Annotated in this window: 12 protein-coding genes and 1 pseudogene; 6 read left to right on the top strand and 7 right to left on the bottom strand. The window is 41.4% G+C overall.

Going from position 1 to position 16,645, the window contains the following annotated elements; genetic code table 11:
- Window positions 1–29 precede the first annotated feature (29 nt).
- Window positions 30–2,519 carry an SF1B family DNA helicase RecD2 gene (recD2, locus tag ACPC58_RS05190; protein WP_434065444.1) on the top strand — a complete coding sequence of 830 codons (2,490 nt, stop codon included), beginning with the start codon at window positions 30–32 and terminating at the stop codon, window positions 2,517–2,519.
- Between the two features lie 154 nt (window positions 2,520–2,673).
- Here the strand turns inward: recD2 and dinB are convergent, their stop codons facing one another.
- Window positions 2,674–3,741: a DNA polymerase IV gene (gene dinB, locus ACPC58_RS05195; RefSeq protein ID WP_277837509.1), complete on the bottom strand. Its 1,068-nt coding sequence runs from the start codon at window positions 3,739–3,741 to the stop codon at window positions 2,674–2,676.
- Window positions 3,742–3,978: 237 nt separating this feature from the next.
- Here dinB and pflB point away from each other — a divergent pair, with 237 nt between their 5' ends.
- The gene (pflB, locus tag ACPC58_RS05200; protein ID WP_434065445.1) at window positions 3,979–6,324 is read left to right on the top strand and encodes a formate C-acetyltransferase; all 2,346 of its coding nucleotides are present in this window, start codon (window positions 3,979–3,981) and stop codon (window positions 6,322–6,324) included.
- 183 nt (window positions 6,325–6,507) lie between these two features.
- On the opposite strand, the gene ACPC58_RS05205 is transcribed toward pflB, so the two are convergent.
- From ACPC58_RS05205 to ACPC58_RS05220, 4 genes are all read right to left on the bottom strand, one after another.
- A complete protein-coding gene (locus tag ACPC58_RS05205; protein ID WP_434065446.1) occupies window positions 6,508–7,317 on the bottom strand; it encodes a COG3942 and LysM peptidoglycan-binding domain-containing protein in 810 nt (269 codons plus the stop codon).
- 64 nt (window positions 7,318–7,381) lie between these two features.
- A complete protein-coding gene (locus ACPC58_RS05210; protein WP_277837512.1) occupies window positions 7,382–7,948 on the bottom strand; it encodes a DUF1697 domain-containing protein in 567 nt (188 codons plus the stop codon).
- On the bottom strand, window positions 7,945–8,886 hold the full coding sequence (locus ACPC58_RS05215; RefSeq protein WP_434065447.1) for a serine hydrolase domain-containing protein: 942 nt from the start codon (window positions 8,884–8,886) through the stop codon (window positions 7,945–7,947). Before ACPC58_RS05215 ends, ACPC58_RS05210 begins: the two co-directional genes overlap by 4 nt.
- Window positions 8,883–9,617: a CppA N-terminal domain-containing protein gene (locus ACPC58_RS05220; RefSeq protein ID WP_434065448.1), complete on the bottom strand. Its 735-nt coding sequence runs from the start codon at window positions 9,615–9,617 to the stop codon at window positions 8,883–8,885. Before ACPC58_RS05220 ends, ACPC58_RS05215 begins: the two co-directional genes overlap by 4 nt.
- Before the next feature lie 192 nt (window positions 9,618–9,809).
- Between ACPC58_RS05220 and ACPC58_RS05225 the strand changes: the two genes are divergently transcribed.
- Complete coding sequence (locus ACPC58_RS05225; RefSeq protein WP_434065449.1) at window positions 9,810–12,077, top strand: Xaa-Pro dipeptidyl-peptidase; 2,268 nt, start codon at window positions 9,810–9,812, stop codon at window positions 12,075–12,077.
- Window positions 12,078–12,241: 164 nt separating this feature from the next.
- On the opposite strand, the pseudogene ACPC58_RS05230 reads toward ACPC58_RS05225, so the two are convergent.
- Window positions 12,242–13,403: pseudogene (locus ACPC58_RS05230) on the bottom strand (SIS domain-containing protein).
- A 360-nt stretch (window positions 13,404–13,763) separates the two neighbouring features.
- Here ACPC58_RS05230 and ACPC58_RS05235 point away from each other — a divergent pair.
- On the top strand, window positions 13,764–14,063 hold the full coding sequence (locus tag ACPC58_RS05235) for a YbaB/EbfC family nucleoid-associated protein (protein WP_024403999.1): 300 nt from the start codon (window positions 13,764–13,766) through the stop codon (window positions 14,061–14,063).
- 46 nt (window positions 14,064–14,109) lie between these two features.
- On the opposite strand, the gene ACPC58_RS05240 is transcribed toward ACPC58_RS05235, so the two are convergent.
- The gene (locus tag ACPC58_RS05240) at window positions 14,110–15,870 is read right to left on the bottom strand and encodes a glycerophosphodiester phosphodiesterase (protein ID WP_434065450.1); all 1,761 of its coding nucleotides are present in this window, start codon (window positions 15,868–15,870) and stop codon (window positions 14,110–14,112) included.
- Window positions 15,871–15,949: 79 nt separating this feature from the next.
- Between ACPC58_RS05240 and ACPC58_RS05245 the strand changes: the two genes are divergently transcribed.
- Window positions 15,950–16,321, top strand: coding sequence for a hypothetical protein (locus ACPC58_RS05245; protein ID WP_434065451.1), 372 nt, complete (start codon window positions 15,950–15,952; stop codon window positions 16,319–16,321).
- Window positions 16,231–16,539: a GNAT family N-acetyltransferase gene (locus ACPC58_RS05250; protein ID WP_434065453.1), complete on the top strand. Its 309-nt coding sequence runs from the start codon at window positions 16,231–16,233 to the stop codon at window positions 16,537–16,539. The genes ACPC58_RS05245 and ACPC58_RS05250 overlap by 91 nt, the downstream gene beginning before the upstream one ends.
- Window positions 16,540–16,645: the final 106 nt, after the last annotated feature.

The raw sequence follows: 16,645 nt of genomic DNA on the forward strand, positions 1-16,645 counted from the left end.
CTTTTTCATTATTATTGGAACTAAACTCTATGAACGAAGTGTATGTTACCGGTACTATTGACCGGATTATTTTTGAAAATCCTAGTAATTTTTATAAAATCCTTCTCCTTGAAATCGAGGAAACTGACGCAGGATATGACGACTACGAAATAATTGTGACCGGAACGATTGCCGATGTCATTGAAGGAGAAGACTATCGTTTCTATGGCAATCTGGTTACCCATCCCAAGTATGGTCAGCAGCTGCAAATTTCGCGTTACGAACGCAGCAAGCCCACTTCCGCCGGAGTTGTCAAATATTTCTCCAGTGATCATTTCAAGGGAATTGGACGCAAAACGGCTGAAAAAATCGTTGAGCTCTATGGCGAAGATACCATTGATAAGATTTTAGCTGAACCTGAAAAACTGACCCAAATCACAGGCCTATCCAGCAAGAACAGGCAGGCATTTGTCGAAAAACTCCGGCTCAATTATGGAACCGAAATGATCTTGGCAAAACTAGCCGAGTATGGCATTCCCAATAAATTGGCCTTTCAAATCCAAGACAAGTATAAGGAAAAAACACTCCAAATGATTGAAGAAAATCCCTATCAACTGGTTGAAGACGTCCAAGGGATCGGTTTCACCATTGCCGATAGGATTGCGGAAAACCTGGGAATTGCCAGCGATTCCCCCCAACGCTTTCGGGCTGGTATGCTCTTTAGTCTCATTCATCGCTCCATGGAAACAGGCGATACCTATGTGGAGGCCAGAGACTTACTGGAAGCAACCCTTGAACTGCTGGAAAAATCCCGCCATACAGAGCTCGACCCCGCTGCTGTTGCCAAAGAATTGACGGGACTGATTGCAGACGACAAGGTACAGCAAGAAGGCACAAAGATTTTTGACAACAGCCTCTACTTTGCCGAACATGGTATCCATAAAAACCTGACCCGCCTGATGGGGAAAAATGGTTTCAAACCCTTCCCACGCGCAGACGTTGAGGCTGCTATAGCAGAGCTAGAAACTATGTCTTCCCTTACCTACGATGACATTCAAAAAGAAGCCATCGTCCAAGCCATTACCAATCCGCTTTTCATTCTGACAGGCGGACCAGGGACTGGAAAAACAACGGTTATTAACGGTATTATCGCGGTCTACGCCATCTTGCATAAGATTGACCTAACTGGCAACCGAGAAGAATGCCCTGTCCTCCTAGCCGCTCCAACTGGACGAGCAGCCAGACGGATGAATGAATTGACAGGTCTGCCTTCCGCCACCATCCACCGCCACCTCGGTCTGGTAGAAGGACAAGAAGAATCCTACCGTGATGATTATTTGGATGCCGACTTTATCATCGTGGATGAGTTTTCTATGGTAGATACTTGGTTGGCAAACCAGCTCTTCCAGAACATTTCCTCCCAAACCCAAGTTCTGATTGTCGGCGATGCGGAGCAATTACCTTCTGTCAGTCCCGGCCAAGTCCTAGCTGACCTCTTAAAAATTGACAAGCTACCCAGCATCACTCTGGAACGCATCTACCGCCAATCCGATGATTCAACTATTGTTACCCTAGCCAGCCAGATTCGCCAAGGGGCCCTGCCGAGCGATTTCCGTGAGAAAAAGGCTGACCGCTCCTATTTTGAAGCTCAAAACGAACAAATTCCAGCTCTGATTGAACGCATTGTCGGCGCAGCCATCAAGTCAGGCATCCCTGCAAACGAAGTCCAAATCCTCGCTCCCATGTACCGTGGGGCCGCAGGCATTGACCAACTCAACACCATGACCCAGGCCCTGCTCAATCCTCTAAAAGACGGAGAACTCGAGTTCCTCCACAATGAGCAGGCCTTCCGCCAAGGCGACCGGGTCATCCATCTGGTCAACGATGCCGAGGCCAATGTCTTCAATGGTGATTTGGGCTACATTACCGACCTTCTACCTGCCAAGTACACAGACTCCAAGCAGGATGAGATTACCATCAACTTCGATGGTAGCGAGGTCACCTATCCCCGCAATGAGTGGTACAAGATTACCCTGGCCTATGCCATGTCCATCCACAAATCCCAAGGTAGTGAGTTTCAGGTCGTTATCCTTCCCATCACCCGCACCAGCCACCGCATGCTCCAGCGCAACCTGATCTACACCGCTATCACCCGTTCCAAGAGCAAGCTCATTCTTCTAGGCGAAATCTCCGCCTTTGACTACGCCGTCAAAAATGCTGGCACCCTTCGCAAAACCTATCTGGTCCCACGTTTCCAAGGAGAAATGGCAAAGCACGACAGCAAGGAAAGCTTGACTGAAAACAACGAAAGCAAAACAGCCACAGCCAAGCAAAGCCAGCCACCTGCTCAATCGGATAAGCCAAAACAAACAGAGCCAGTAACAGAATTCAGCCAGCAACTGTCCCTTCTTGACCAAGACCAGCCAGAAAAAGCAAGTGCCCAACCTAGAGAATATATTCTAACGGTGGACAACCTGCTAACCATTGACCCCATGATTGGCATAGATCAGGCAGATATTGAAGAGTTTTTTAAAGTATAAAAACCAGCAAGTCAGTAGATTTGCTGGTTTTACTCTAATATGTTCTTTCAGTTTGCGGTTAGAACTCGTTCCAACTATCTGGGAGACCTTTTGAAGGGAGAGAAATTGATAACAAACTCTTCTGTAATTGAGTCCTTTCTCACTCCCACAGAACTCAAGCCTGAAAGTTTGTGACTGTCACTCCTAACAACCGGATACCTTTTTCAACTTGTCCAATCTCTTCAATCAACTGACGAACCTCTTTTTCAATGATATCTAACTGGTCGGTGTATTCATCAAGACTATGGCGTTTAGTCAGTGTAGAAAAATCACCATAACGCACCTTTAACACAATTGTTCGGCCCTTTTTTTCATTACGCTCCAAGCTACCAGCAACCCGTTGACAAAGACTGGTTAACTCTTTCAGTACGTCCTCATCCCGATAAAGTAATTTCCGATAGGTTTTTTCCTTACCAATAGACTTGCGCACTCGATCCGCCTTAACAGGTGAATTGGAAATTCCTCTCGCCTTACGATAGAGGTCAAACCCGAAACGACCGAATGTATCAATCAAAACCATCTCTGATACATCTAACAGATCCTGCCCTGTGTAGACCCCCATATCATGTAGTCGTTTTACAGTTTTCTTGCCAACACCATGAAATTTTTCAATCGGCAAGGATGCCAATATCCCCACAGCCTCTTCTGGTAAAATCAAGGTTAATCCATGTGGTTTTTCCATATCCGAAGCAATCTTTGCCAAAAATTTGTTATAGGAAACACCAGCTGAAGCTGTCAGATGCAACTCATTCCATATGTCGTATTGGATGAGTTTGGCGATTTTAACTGCCGAGCTAAGGCCTAACTTGTTTTCCGTCACATCTAGATAGGCCTCATCAATTGACATCGGCTCCACCAAATCAGTATAGCGATGAAAGATTTCTCGAACCTGTCGCCCAACATCTTGGTATTTTTCATAATGACCAGAGATAAAAATAGCCTGCGGACAACGTTCAAAGGCTTCTTTTGAGGACATAGCCGAGTGAATCCCAAAGGCACGCGCCTCATAATTACAGGTCGACACAACGCCTCTACCACCAGATAGTCTTGGATCAGCTCCAATAACAACAGGCTTTCCTTTCAACTCAGGATTGTCCCTTACCTCAATAGCAGCAAAAAAAGCATCCATGTCTACATGAATAATTTTTCTAGATAAATCATTGATTAAGGGAAATACTAACATGGTTACTCCTTTACAATTTAGATTATACCGCAATCAGCTGCTAATGAAAAGAAAGCTACTCTGAACAGATTATCCAAATGACTCCATTTAAACGTCTTGCACGTACCTATTTCTACATGAAAAAGATTGAAAAAATTTTCACAAACTTTCACAATGCTGAACCTTGAAGTAAGTGCTTTCAAGTGCTATAATAATACCATAACGGTATTAACCGAAATGTTCAAAAGGAGAACCCTCATGTCAACAAAAGTAAAAACAAAAAATGTTGCTGAAGACATTTTCGCCCAAGCCTGGGAAGGCTTCAAAGGTACAGATTGGCAAGAAAAAGCAAGTGTAACTCGCTTCGTTCAAGCCAACTACACTCCATATGATGGAGATGAAAGCTTCCTTGCAGGCCCAACTGAGCGTACACTTCATATCAAGAAAATTATTGACGAAACAAAAGCTGTATACGAGGAAACTCGTTTCCCAATGGATATCGACCGTGCGACTTCTATCGCTGATATTCCAGCAGGTTTCATCGATAAAGAAAACGAACTCATCTTTGGTCTCCAAAATGATGAGCTCTTCAAACTTAATTTCATGCCACGTGGTGGTATTCGTATGGCTGAAACAACTTTGATCGAAAACGGCTATACACCAGACCCACTCCTTCATGAAATCTATACAAAACACGCTACAACTGTAAACGATGGTATCTTCCGTGCTTACACAGCTGACATTCGCCGTGCTCGCCACTCACACCACGTTTCAGGTCTTCCAGATGCTTATTCACGTGGTCGTATCATCGGTATGTACGCTCGTTTGGCACTTTACGGTGCAGACTACTTGATGGAAGAAAAAGTAGCTGACTGGAATGCGATTACTGAAATCGATGAAGAGTCAATCCGCCTTCGTGAAGAAATCAACCTTCAGTACCAAGCTTTGCAACAAGTTGTGCGTTTAGGTGACTTATACGGTGTTGACGTTCGCAAACCTGCAATGAACACGAAAGAAGCTATCCAATGGACAAACATTGCTTTCATGGCTGTATGTCGTGTTATCAATGGTGCTGCTACTTCACTTGGTCGTGTGCCAATCGTACTTGACATCTACGCTGAACGTGACTTGGCTCGTGGTACATTTACTGAGGCTGAAATCCAAGAATTTGTTGATGACTTCGTATTGAAACTTCGTACAGTGAAATTTGCTCGTACAAAAGCCTTCGACGAAATCTACTCTGGTGACCCAACATTCTTGACAACATCTATGGCAGGTATGGGTAACGATGGTCGTCACCGTGTTACTAAGATGGACTACCGTTTCTTGAATACTCTTGACAACATCGGTAACTCTCCAGAGCCAAACTTGACAGTTCTTTGGTCAGACAAACTTCCATATTCATTCCGTCGTTACTGTATGGCAATGAGCCACAAACACTCTTCTATCCAATATGAAGGTGTAACAACAATGGCGAAAGATGGTTATGGTGAAATGTCTTGTATCTCTTGCTGTGTATCTCCACTTGATCCAGAAAGCGAAGACCAACGCCACAACATCCAATACTTTGGTGCTCGTGTAAACGTCCTTAAAGCCCTTCTTTCAAGCTGGAACAACGGTTACGATGACGTTCACAAAGATTACAAAGTATTCGACGGTGTTGAACCAAACACATCTGAAGTATTTGACTACGACCAAGTGATTAAGAACTTTGAAATCGCCCTTGACTGGTTGACTGATACATATGTTGATGCCATGAATATCATCCACTACATGACAGATAAATACAACTACGAAGCAGTTCAAATGGCATTCTTGCCAACTCACCTTCGTGCGAACATGGGCTTCGGTATCTGTGGTTTCGCAAACACTGTTGACTCATTGTCAGCAATCAAATATGCACAAGTTAAACCAATCCGTGATGAAGATGGATTTATCTACGACTACGAAGTAACAGGCGACTTCCCACGTTACGGTGAAGACGATGACCGCGTAGATGATATTGCGAAATGGCTCATGGAAGCATTCTTCACTCGTTTGAACAAACATAAATTGTACAAGAATGCTGAAGCTACTGTGTCTATCTTGACAATCACTTCAAACGTTGCTTACTCTAAACAAACTGGTAACTCTCCAGTTCACCGTGGTGTATTCCTCAATGAAGATGGTTCTGTGAACACTTCTAAGGTAGAATTCTTCCCACCAGGTGCTAACCCAACTTCTAAAGCTCGTGGTGGTTGGTTGCAAAACTTGAACACCCTTTCTAAACTCAACTTCAAACATGCCAACGACGGTATCTCATTGACTACTCAAGTTTCTCCAAAAGCGCTTGGTAAAACATTCGATGAGCAAGTAAACAACTTGGTAACAATCCTTGATGGTTACTTTGAACAAGGTGGTCAACACGTTAACTTGAACGTTATGGACTTGAACGACGTTTATGAAAAAATCATGGCTGGTGAAGATGTTATCGTTCGTATCTCTGGATACTGCGTAAACACTAAATACCTCACTAAAGAGCAAAAAACTGAATTGACTCAACGTGTCTTCCACGAAGTTCTTTCAATGGACGACCACGCTGCTGAAGTTTCAGGTCAAGCTTAATCAAGCAAACACAAAAGGACTTTGCAATGCAGGTCCTTTTTACTATGTCGAAAAATCTTCTGAGTGCTGTGGAAGGATAGTAAATCTTCGGAAGGATGCACCGCAGATTTTCGGAAGGATACAGAACCAGTTCATAAAAAAATCCCTTTCGAAATTGGATTCGAAAAGGGATGATTATTTATCCTAGTTATTATAGATATAGGTAATTTCTCCGATGGTATCCGTCGGATTAAACCATCCGCGGAAATTATCCACCCACTGTTGACCACGGTAGTTGGCCTCCAAGACTTGGATTTGTCCTAATTCATTAACAGCGGTGACGTAGGCAACGTGCCCAAGATTACCGTCATTCCAAGAGATAATGGCTCCAACTTCAGGTATTGTTCCTGTACGGAGACCATCACGCGCCGAATTGGCTCCCCAAGAAGCCGCATCGCCCCACCAGTCACCTGCCCAAGGGGCAACTTTCTGTACTCCCCATGTACATTGACCAACAGGGTAGTTAATACCTGGCTCATACTCATAGCCTGGTATATAATAGCTACTTCCGCTTGTATCAGCTGATTGAGTCCATAGGGTCTGTCTTAACGTCAAAATCTGTCCTGGATGGATTGATTCTCCAATTGACAGTTGATTTTGAGCTAAAAATTCATTGAGATCCAACGAAAAAGTGTCCACTATTCCATAGAAGGAATCACCTTCTTGAACAACATACTCTGAAGATTTGCTTGTACTCACTTGGCTTGTTGATGAAGTCATTTCTTGAAATATTCCTGGAACTTCTAAGGTTTGACCAGGCAAAATCAATCCATTAATATCCATAGTGTTTGCCTCTGCTAGCTGATATGGATCAATCCCATATTGCTCCGCAATAGAGAACATGGAATCCCCTTCCACTACTACATGACTAGCAGCCTCTACACTCGATGCAACTGTTAGCGCAACAAGGACTCCTCCTAAAGACAAAATAGATTTGTAGCAAAACTTTTTCATATGACACATCCTCGTCATTGCTTATATTTTACCAATAATTGCAAAAAGAAAGATGTCAAGATCGTTACAAATCAGTGACTTTTAGTATTTTTTTAGTATTCAAATAGTTTGATATTGCTGAAAATGTTTTTGAATTTCGTATGGTTACCTGCTTGTAAAAAGGTGACTTAGCCAACTGCTTGTGGTAGGCCGTTTGTAAATAGCTATCTTCGGAGTATTTGCCCCAATAGATTGCATAAGCAGAAATAAACACAATTTCGTCGCCTAACATTAAGGATTGAATATAGTCAATCATAGTCTGCTTTTCCAAACCTTCGGTGAAAAAGAGAACATCCTTTCTCGCCAATTCTTCTTGCCACCAAGCTGGAAGTTGATCGATTTCTGCTTGATAATCTTGGGCATCTAACAGAGCATATTGCTCCACAAAGGGGTATCTTTCTGTGAAAAAAGTTTGAAAATCGGCAACAATCTCCCTCCTATCCTTTGTAGAATCGAAGAAAAGATTGCCACTATTAATGTAGGTCTCAACATTGTCATAACCTAAATCAGCCACTGCTTGACGCAAATCCGCCATCACAATTTTATTACGACCACCAACATTGATTCCTCTCAGTAGAAGAACATATCTCATTTCACTTCACCCTCTAAAACCTGCCGAATTAGAGCCATCACTTGGTTTCGATCCAATTTCCACTGGGCACGCTCATCCTTTTCAAAGGTACGATTCGAGAGAAAAATAGCCGCTTTTTGCAAAGGTCGATTGTACATGATAAAGGTTCCCGTATAGCCTGTATGCGACAGCCAATCCCCCTTTTTATCCCAGGCCAGCGACCGCTTGCGCTTGACATCAAAACCATAGTCCTGGGTCAAATCTGCCGCAAAATCCTCTGTCAGGTAATGTTCCAAAAAGATTTCCAAATCCTTAACCGTCGAAAAAAGACCTGCACTTCCCGCGTGGACACCCAATACACGCGCCTTGGGATCATGCACCACACCAGACGGCACACCACGCACTGTCGGCACTGCCTGACTCACCGGGCCAAAGGAGGTTTGGGACATGCCAAAGGGCTCTAGAACGTCTCGTCTGATAAGCTGGTCCAGACTGTCTCCACTTAATTCCTCCAACAAAAAGCCCAATAGAAGAAAATTGAGGTCTGTATAGAGAAAATCCTTATTATCTGTGACCCTAATGTTCAATATCGCTTCTTTAAGTTGCTCTGCATTTAAATTATCCCGATTGGGAATAAAAGGATCAATACCACTGGTATGAGTGAGCAATTGACGGATGGTTACTTGGCTATTTTGAAAAGCTGGATAGTAAGACTGTAAGGTCCTATCCAACTCCAGAGCTCCGCTATTGACCAAAAAAATCACGAGCGTCCCTACACCCACTACTTTGGAAACGGAGGCTAAATCATAGGTCAAGCCTGGCTGAACTGGCACCTGACCGTCTTGTGTGCCCAGATAGTACTCCTGCCACTGACCCTTAGAAAAAAGAGCCAGACTGACACCAGGATAGACCCCTTGTTCAATCTGCTCTGAAATCTTGTCTATGATAACTTGTCTCATTTTTCGAACCACAATTCAATGCCACTTGGGTCCACAGTTTGAATGAATGTCTCTTTTTTGTCCTTAAAGAACGGACCCTCTAACTGGCTTTCCAAGTTTGCCCAATCAAAATCTTTCTCAACTGGGAAACGTAAACTATCTAAATCCCATACTTGTTCTGCGGGGGCTAATAACTCTTCGCCTTCTGCACCAATGAAGCGCAAAAAAGTTTGATTTGGCAAGATAGTTTCATAAAAATCTTGGCTGACGCTTGGCTGCGGAGTATTTATCCAAACTGACTCAACTGTAAAAGCCGTCAAGCCAGAAAAATCACCCTGTCCTTTAAATGGAACTGGTGGAAGAATCGTTTTTAACTCCTCAGCAGATGCTTCCGCATGCAACAGAAATGTATCACCCTCAGGCGAAACAGCTTCAAATCCAAATCCGTTTTTTCCTTGGTAAAGCTTGCTATACTGTGTACCCGCTGCTAATAGGGCTTCTATCTCTTCAGCCTTGTCTACTTTTATGATGATCTTATTTAACTTTTTTGTCCCATTTACCGCACGGGTTCTCATGCTTGGTGACTCAACAAGTACAAGCTTTGTCTCCACACCAGCATGTCCACTAAACTCTGCAAATGCCCCCTCTTCAAGGATGGTTTTCATCCCTAAGTCTCTCTCTAAAAATTCTTGATTTAATTTTCTATTATTGATCCGTACAACCGGAACAATTGCTGCTTTTGTATTTAACACTCTATCTCGTTTCTCCTCCTACTGTATCTTATTATTTTATAGAATTTTATCCATTTTTACAACTGATTTAATGTCGATTTTTACACTTTCTCGGTAAATTTATTTGCTTAAATTCCCTTCCCCTTAGACAAAGCAAGGAGCATCGGATATAATGTCTATTATAGACTATTATCAAAAAAAAGAGGAGAATTTATGCGCTTTAACCAATATTCTTTTATCAAAAAAGAGGATTCCATCTACCTCCAAGAACTTGCCAGTCTCGGTTTCCACCTAAATCCAAATGCCAGTAACAAGGAAAATTTAGAAACATTTGTGAGAAAATGCCATTTTCTGACTAGCAATACTGACCTCCCATTGTCCAATATGATTGCGGACTGGGAAACAGATTTACTAACTTTTTTCCGCTCTGAGCGCGAGGTTACAGACCAAATTTTCTATCATGTAGCTTTCCAATTGCTTGGATTTGTTCCAAATTTTGATTACACAGATATTGACGACTTTGTAAAGAAAACCAATTTCCCAATTGTATACAGCGATATTATCGAAAATATCTACCATCTGCTCAATACTCGTACCAAGTCTGGTAATACCTTGATAGATCAACTTGTCAGCGATGATCTGATTCCTGAAGATAACCAGTACCACTTCTTCAATGGCAAATCCCTAGCAACTTTTTCGACCAAACAGCTCATCCGTGAGGTGGTCTATGTTGAAGCTCCTGTAGATACAGCTGACAGTGGGCAAACGGATTTGGTCAAGGTGTCCATTCTCCGTCCACGCTTTAATGGACAAATTCCTGCGGTCATTACCAACAGTCCTTATCATCAAGGTGTCAACGAGATAGCTAGCGACAAAGCCCTGCATAAGATGGAGGGCGAGTTAACTGAGAAACCAGCTGGCACTATTTCGGTCGTATCAAGCACAATCAACAAACTGAAATTGGACAATCGGGATTTCCCAAGCAGCCCCGCAACTGAAAAATTAGGCCATATTGGCTCTTATTCCCTAAACGAATACTTCCTTAGTCGTGGATTTGCCAGCATTCATGTTTCGGGTGTCGGTACGCTAGGATCTACGGGCTATATGACCTCTGGAGACTACCAACAGGTAGAAGGGTATAAGGCAGTTATCGACTGGCTAAACGGCCGTAATAAGGCCTATACAGACCATACACGTTCACTTCAAGTCACAGCTGATTGGGCAAATGGCAAGGTAGCTACAACTGGTCTCTCTTACTTGGGTACAATGTCTAACGCCCTAGCAACAACTGGTGTAGAGGGTTTGGAAGTCGTCATCGCAGAAGCAGGAATTTCCTCTTGGTATGACTACTACCGGGAAAACGGGCTCGTTACCAGTCCAGGAGGCTATCCTGGAGAAGATTTAGATAGCTTAACTGCTTTAACCTATTCTAAGAGCCTACAAGCAGGTGACTTCCTTCGTAACAAAGAAGCCTACGAAAGAGGACTGGCAGCTGAGCGCGTCGGACTTGAGCGTTCAAATGGCGATTACAACCAATACTGGCACGATCGTAACTATCTTCTCCACGCGGACAAGGTTAACTGTGAAGTTGTCTTTACCCATGGATCACAAGATTGGAATGTGAAACCAATTCATGTGTGGAACATGTTCCATGCTTTACCTAGCCATATCAAGAAACATCTCTTCTTCCATAACGGCGCCCATGTCTATATGAATAATTGGCAGTCAATCGATTTCCGTGAATCCATGAATGCTCTACTTAGCCAAAAATTACTCGGATATGACAATGACTACCAACTTCCTACTGTCATTTGGCAAGATAACAGCGCAGCTCAAACATGGACTGACTTAGAAACGTTTGGAGGACAGACAGAATCTCAATTCCCATTGGGACAAGATCAAGCGCAAATCCAAAATCATTACGACGAAGAAACCTTTGAAAAGTATTGCAAATCTTATCCTACATTTCACCAAGATCTCATTGGAGACAAAGCCAACCAAGTAACCATCGACTTCGAATTGGATCAAGATATCCATCTAAATGGGAGAGCCATCCTTCAACTACAGGTCAAATCAAGTGTCAGCAAAGGATTGCTTTCAGCCCAACTCTTGGATTTTGGCCCTGCCAAACGACTCAGCCCAATTCCAGGAATGGTGTCTCGAAACAGCTTGGATAACGGTCGGTATTACGCCCAAGAAAACCTAACTGAGCTTCCATTTACAGAAACGCCTTATCGCCTGATTACCAAAGGATTCATCAATCTTCAAAATCGTACCGATTTATTGACTGTAGAAGCCGTTACACCAAATCATTGGATGACGCTTCGATGGGAACTGCAACCAACTATTTATAAACTTAAAAAAGGTGATAAACTCCGCTTAGTCCTTTATACGACTGATTTTGAGTGCACTGTAAGAGATAATTCCGAATGGCAAATCAGCCTTGATTTAAGCCAATCTCAATTAATCTTACCGCATTAATAAAATATTTCTATTCCGTTTTATTTAAAATGGAATACCCAAAACAAAACGCATAAAATCATATTCATTATGATTCTATGCGTTTTTTCAATGTAAATTGCTTCTACCAATTCAAATAGACGAGTCAAAACGAGTCGCACTACTATACAACTCGAATGAATGTTCTACTTTTCTAATGGATGAATAATAACACCTTGCACAACACGGTTTACTGTCCCAGTTGGTGACGGTGTATCTGGTAAATTTTTGCAGTTAATTGCAGTTAAGATAGACACTGTCTGAGGAAAAAGAATGTAAGGGAACATTAAGAAAACATCCGGTAAGAATAGTCCCCCTTCAGAGAGGATAAAGTTCGGTGCCTCAGTTCCCCCCAATTGATCAGCTGAAAGTGCAACAACACTTTTGGCAATACCATCCTCATTAAGTAAAGTCAACATCATACTGGCGAGTATAAGCATCATTTGATGCGAAAAGAATAACCAGTGTCTTATCATTAATAAATGACTTTGGACCATGACGAAATCCGAGTGGAGATTCATACAGTGTAGCAATCTTACCAGCAGTGAGCTCAAGGATTTTCAATTGAGCTTCGTGAGCTAAGCCATAGAAACCACCAGCGCCCAGATAAATTACACGCTCAAAATCTAGATTGACTAGATCTTGTACATAGTCCTCCCGATCAAGGACATCTTGACCTAAGCGAACAATCGTTTCAACCCAATGAGCCTTTTCTTCTTGGCTAGCTGGTGAAAATACTAGAAGGGCTGTCAAAGACATGCAACTAAAGCTTCCAGTCATTGCAAAACCTTTATCGTTTGAACCTGCTGGTTGCAAGAGCAAGAGGTTATCGGTATCCCCCTCAGCCGCAACAGCTAGTTTTCCTTCTGGTGCACACGTGATTGTCACTTGGTAAAGTTCATCCACTAATTGTTTGGCAATCTCAACTACAGCTAAACTCTCAGGTGAATTTCCTGAACGGGCAAACGAAACTAAAATAGTTGGAATATCCGCTTGAAGATAATCATAGGTGCGTCCAACTAGTTCAACAGAACCAACTGTAGAAAAACGAATGTATTTCAAGTCATTGACTTGGTTTAGATAATTTGCAATGCTCTGACCAACAAAGTCTGATATCCCTGCTCCGGTAAAAATTACTTGGATTAAATCATGTTTTTCTTTTATCCCCGATAGAAAACTTTCTATCGCTTCTAGCTGAGACACATATAGTTGATATGCCTCTTGCCATAAACCAGGTTGTTGGGAAATTTCCTTTGCAGTAATACTTGCGCCCAATTTTTCAAGTTCTTCTTTTGCTAAACGAAACATAACTTCTCCTTGCCTCTGGTTATAATCAGTTTTTGTTTTATTTATAACCTGTTCGCTCAGCAATGTCAATTTAAAATAGGTTAATATATCAAATTTACAGTTACATGGAATTTTGCACTAATTTCTAGAGTAAATGATTATAACTAGCTACTTTGAAAAATTTTGATTGTATATATGTTTGATTGATAAATCTGATTAACCCATTCTTCATTTTGAGTTATTATTTAATCATGATATAATATTAATCATACAAGAAATCTCCTCTACAATTGATTACTTCTGAAAAAGTGGTCAAAATAGGTTGAATTTTCAAAATAAAAGGGTCTAAACCCTTTATACGAAAGGAAGCTTAATAATCTTATGATGAATATGCAAAATATGATGCGCCAAGCTCAAAAACTTCAAAAGCAAATGGAGAAGAGTCAAGCTGAACTAGCTGCTACTCAATTTACAGGTAGTTCTGTACAGGACTTAGTTACTGCAACCTTTACTGGGGATAAAAAATTAGTATCAATCGATTTTAAGTCTGAAGTTGTTGATGCTGACGATATTGAGACATTGCAAGAAATGACAGTCCAGGCTATCAATGATGCTCTGACAAAAGTTGATGAGGCAACTCAGAAAAAACTTGGTGCATTTGCAGGTAAATTACCATTTTAAAACATAAAAAGACGCGAGTGGCATAGTGACCGTTCACGTCTTTTTGTTATTCAAAATTATAGAGTAAGTGCTGAAATTCAAGGAAAAATAGATCAGGATAGCGATGATTCTCTTCCAATTCACTCATCAAACTTTTTAGACCTGTTAAATTATCAGTAATAATACCATCTACTTGCAGCAAGAGCATCCTGGTCATACTCTCTTCATCGTTTGGTGTCCAAGCATAAACAGATTTCCCTCGGATCCAAGACTTAGTCATGAAATTCTTGTCAAGCGAAGTATATTCTATTGTATATCCATCAGCCACAGTGGTTGGATAAATGGAATTGAACGGAAGAATGAAGAAAGAAACCAGTTGTTCATTATATTGTTTGCTTTCAATAATCGTACGATAGTCTAACGAATGCATATGATGACCTTTAGCAATTAGACGTTGACCATATTTTTTCAGAAAATTTCGTGTAAGATTTGGTGAATCTGCATCTGTTACTTTAATTTCCACTAATAATTTCTGACCAAGCTCATCAGCTTTTTCTAGATACTCATCAAAAGAAGGAACAGGAGCTGTCATCCCATTTTCTGATGCAGTCATCGCCGTCAACTCTGCTAGAGTATAGTCATGTGTCCCTCCGGTATTGCCCGTCAAAGCCATTAAATCTGTATCATGCATGACAATGAATTGGCCATCTTTGGTCTCCTGAACATCCATCTCAATATAGTCCGGCTTGAGTTGAGAGGTCTTTTCCAGAGCCTCAATCGAATTCTGAACAGCATTGCCATTGTCAACACCTCGATGGGAAATAGTCACTGGCAAGGTGTCAAATGGGTAATAAAGGAGCAATGCCCCTTGGACACCAAAAACAAGACTAGATACCAGAAAAATAGCCAATCGAAGACGATGACGGAGACGCTTGCGACGGTATATTGGTAGCTTCTTTCCGGTTAATAGACTGATAAAACCTATCATAAAGAGAGCAATGACTCCGTAATAGGTTAACCTTAATACTATATAGCAAACAACAGCTAACCAATATGAAAGACTTGGAGCATAATCTTCTACTAACAGCTGTATAGAATAGAGCAACAATGCAACTCCCGTAAAAAAGATAACCGGAAAAGTGACCAAGCCAACTAAACGCACAAGGTAATTGACTTGTTTGATTCCCTTTGTATGCTTCCAAGAAAATGCAATAGATTCTTTCACACTCCTATGTTCAAAATAGATTTTCGGTAGTGCGAACATGAGTCGGGAGGCAAGCCAAAAGAAAAGGAGGAGGGAAACTAAAATCAAGACCCCTATCCAGACTGTGTTGGATAGGTAATCAAGGACAAACTGTGGCACAACGATTTTATTAAAATAATAAATATTTAATATTCGACGTAGAAAGGGTAAAAGGAGAACTGAATAAAAAAGGAGGAAGATAATTTTTGGTAAGCTACTATGACGGATAATTGCGACCATACTATCTCTAACATCTCTCAAGTAATCCGATAAGTGCTTGACTTTTTCATCTAACAATTGCCAAACCCCAGTAAATAGAAGAGCTAACTCCAGATAGGCAATCCCAATATTGGCGAAAAATAAGAGAATAAACAAGCCAGAAACAAAAAGATTCTCAGAAAATACCGATAAAAGATTCGTCGGTGAAAGATAAGCATGACCTGTTAGGGCTAATAGCCTTTCTGAGACCCACGAATTAAGTGGTATCCACACAAACTCCATAAATGCGAACAGGGTAAAAAAGAGTAATAGAATCTTGTCTAAGTTGTAATAGATTTTTTGAAATTCACGATATATCTTTTTCATGGTACTAGTGTCCCATATTCTTTCAGGAATTGCAAGCCATCATTAAACATGAAAAAATAGAAAAATAAAGGAGAAATAGATGACTACCCAACCGACCATTGCAGTATTGGAAGAAGAGCATTTATATTCAATTTGGAAAAATGGATATAGCCAAATCCAACCTGAGTGGAAAAAATGGGATGGACCTGATTTTGAAGATTATCAGATGTATCCTGATTTTGAAGCATTTCGAATGAGTAAACTTTACAATTTCTTCTGTAATGATACTGTTTGGGGCATATTTGTAGATCGAGAACCGATAGGAATTGTTACCCAACATTGGGAAGATGAAAAACTCGATGGCTCGAAATCGGGATTGTTATCTATCAGCAAAAGTATTGGAATGGGGGCTACGGGACAAGAGCTCTCAAACTCTGGATGGAGCATATTTTTCAAACTAATACTGAATTAGAACATATCGGACTAACTACTTGGTCTGACAACCACCGTATGATGCGAGCAGCTGAAAAAATCGGTATGATAAAAGAAGCGCAAATCCGCAAAGTGCGATACTGGAAGGGACATTATTACGACTCTGTCAAATATGGAATAATAAAAGAGGAATGGGAAACAGATAAAATAGTTCCCATTCCAGATTCTTTACCCCTAACGAACGATTACAAAAATTAAGTCACATCGCGCTTACGATATAAGACAAAAAAGAGGCTGGGCAAAAACTAGCTTCTCACAATAAAAAAACGAGCAGTTCCAATTAGGAGTTGCTCGTTTTCCACTT

Source organism: Streptococcus sp. VTCC 12905 (genome assembly GCF_049893385.1).
Taxonomy (GTDB): Bacteria; Bacillota; Bacilli; order Lactobacillales; family Streptococcaceae; genus Streptococcus; species Streptococcus suis_AA.

Excerpts from the sequence above, each read along its gene's own strand:
- ACPC58_RS05210 (WP_277837512.1), bottom strand. The coding sequence starts at position 7,948 with ATGAGATATGTTCTTCTACTGAGAGGAATCAATGTTGGTGGTCGTAAT.
- dinB (WP_277837509.1), bottom strand. The coding sequence starts at position 3,741 with ATGTTAGTATTTCCCTTAATCAATGATTTATCTAGAAAAATTATTCAT.
- pflB (WP_434065445.1), top strand. The coding sequence starts at position 3,979 with ATGTCAACAAAAGTAAAAACAAAAAATGTTGCTGAAGACATTTTCGCC.
- ACPC58_RS05235 (WP_024403999.1), top strand. The coding sequence starts at position 13,764 with ATGATGAATATGCAAAATATGATGCGCCAAGCTCAAAAACTTCAAAAG.
- ACPC58_RS05215 (WP_434065447.1), bottom strand. The coding sequence starts at position 8,886 with ATGAGACAAGTTATCATAGACAAGATTTCAGAGCAGATTGAACAAGGG.
- ACPC58_RS05240 (WP_434065450.1), bottom strand. The coding sequence starts at position 15,870 with ATGAAAAAGATATATCGTGAATTTCAAAAAATCTATTACAACTTAGAC.
- ACPC58_RS05205 (WP_434065446.1), bottom strand. The coding sequence starts at position 7,317 with ATGAAAAAGTTTTGCTACAAATCTATTTTGTCTTTAGGAGGAGTCCTT.
- ACPC58_RS05245 (WP_434065451.1), top strand. The coding sequence starts at position 15,950 with ATGACTACCCAACCGACCATTGCAGTATTGGAAGAAGAGCATTTATAT.
- ACPC58_RS05225 (WP_434065449.1), top strand. The coding sequence starts at position 9,810 with ATGCGCTTTAACCAATATTCTTTTATCAAAAAAGAGGATTCCATCTAC.
- recD2 (WP_434065444.1), top strand. The coding sequence starts at position 30 with ATGAACGAAGTGTATGTTACCGGTACTATTGACCGGATTATTTTTGAA.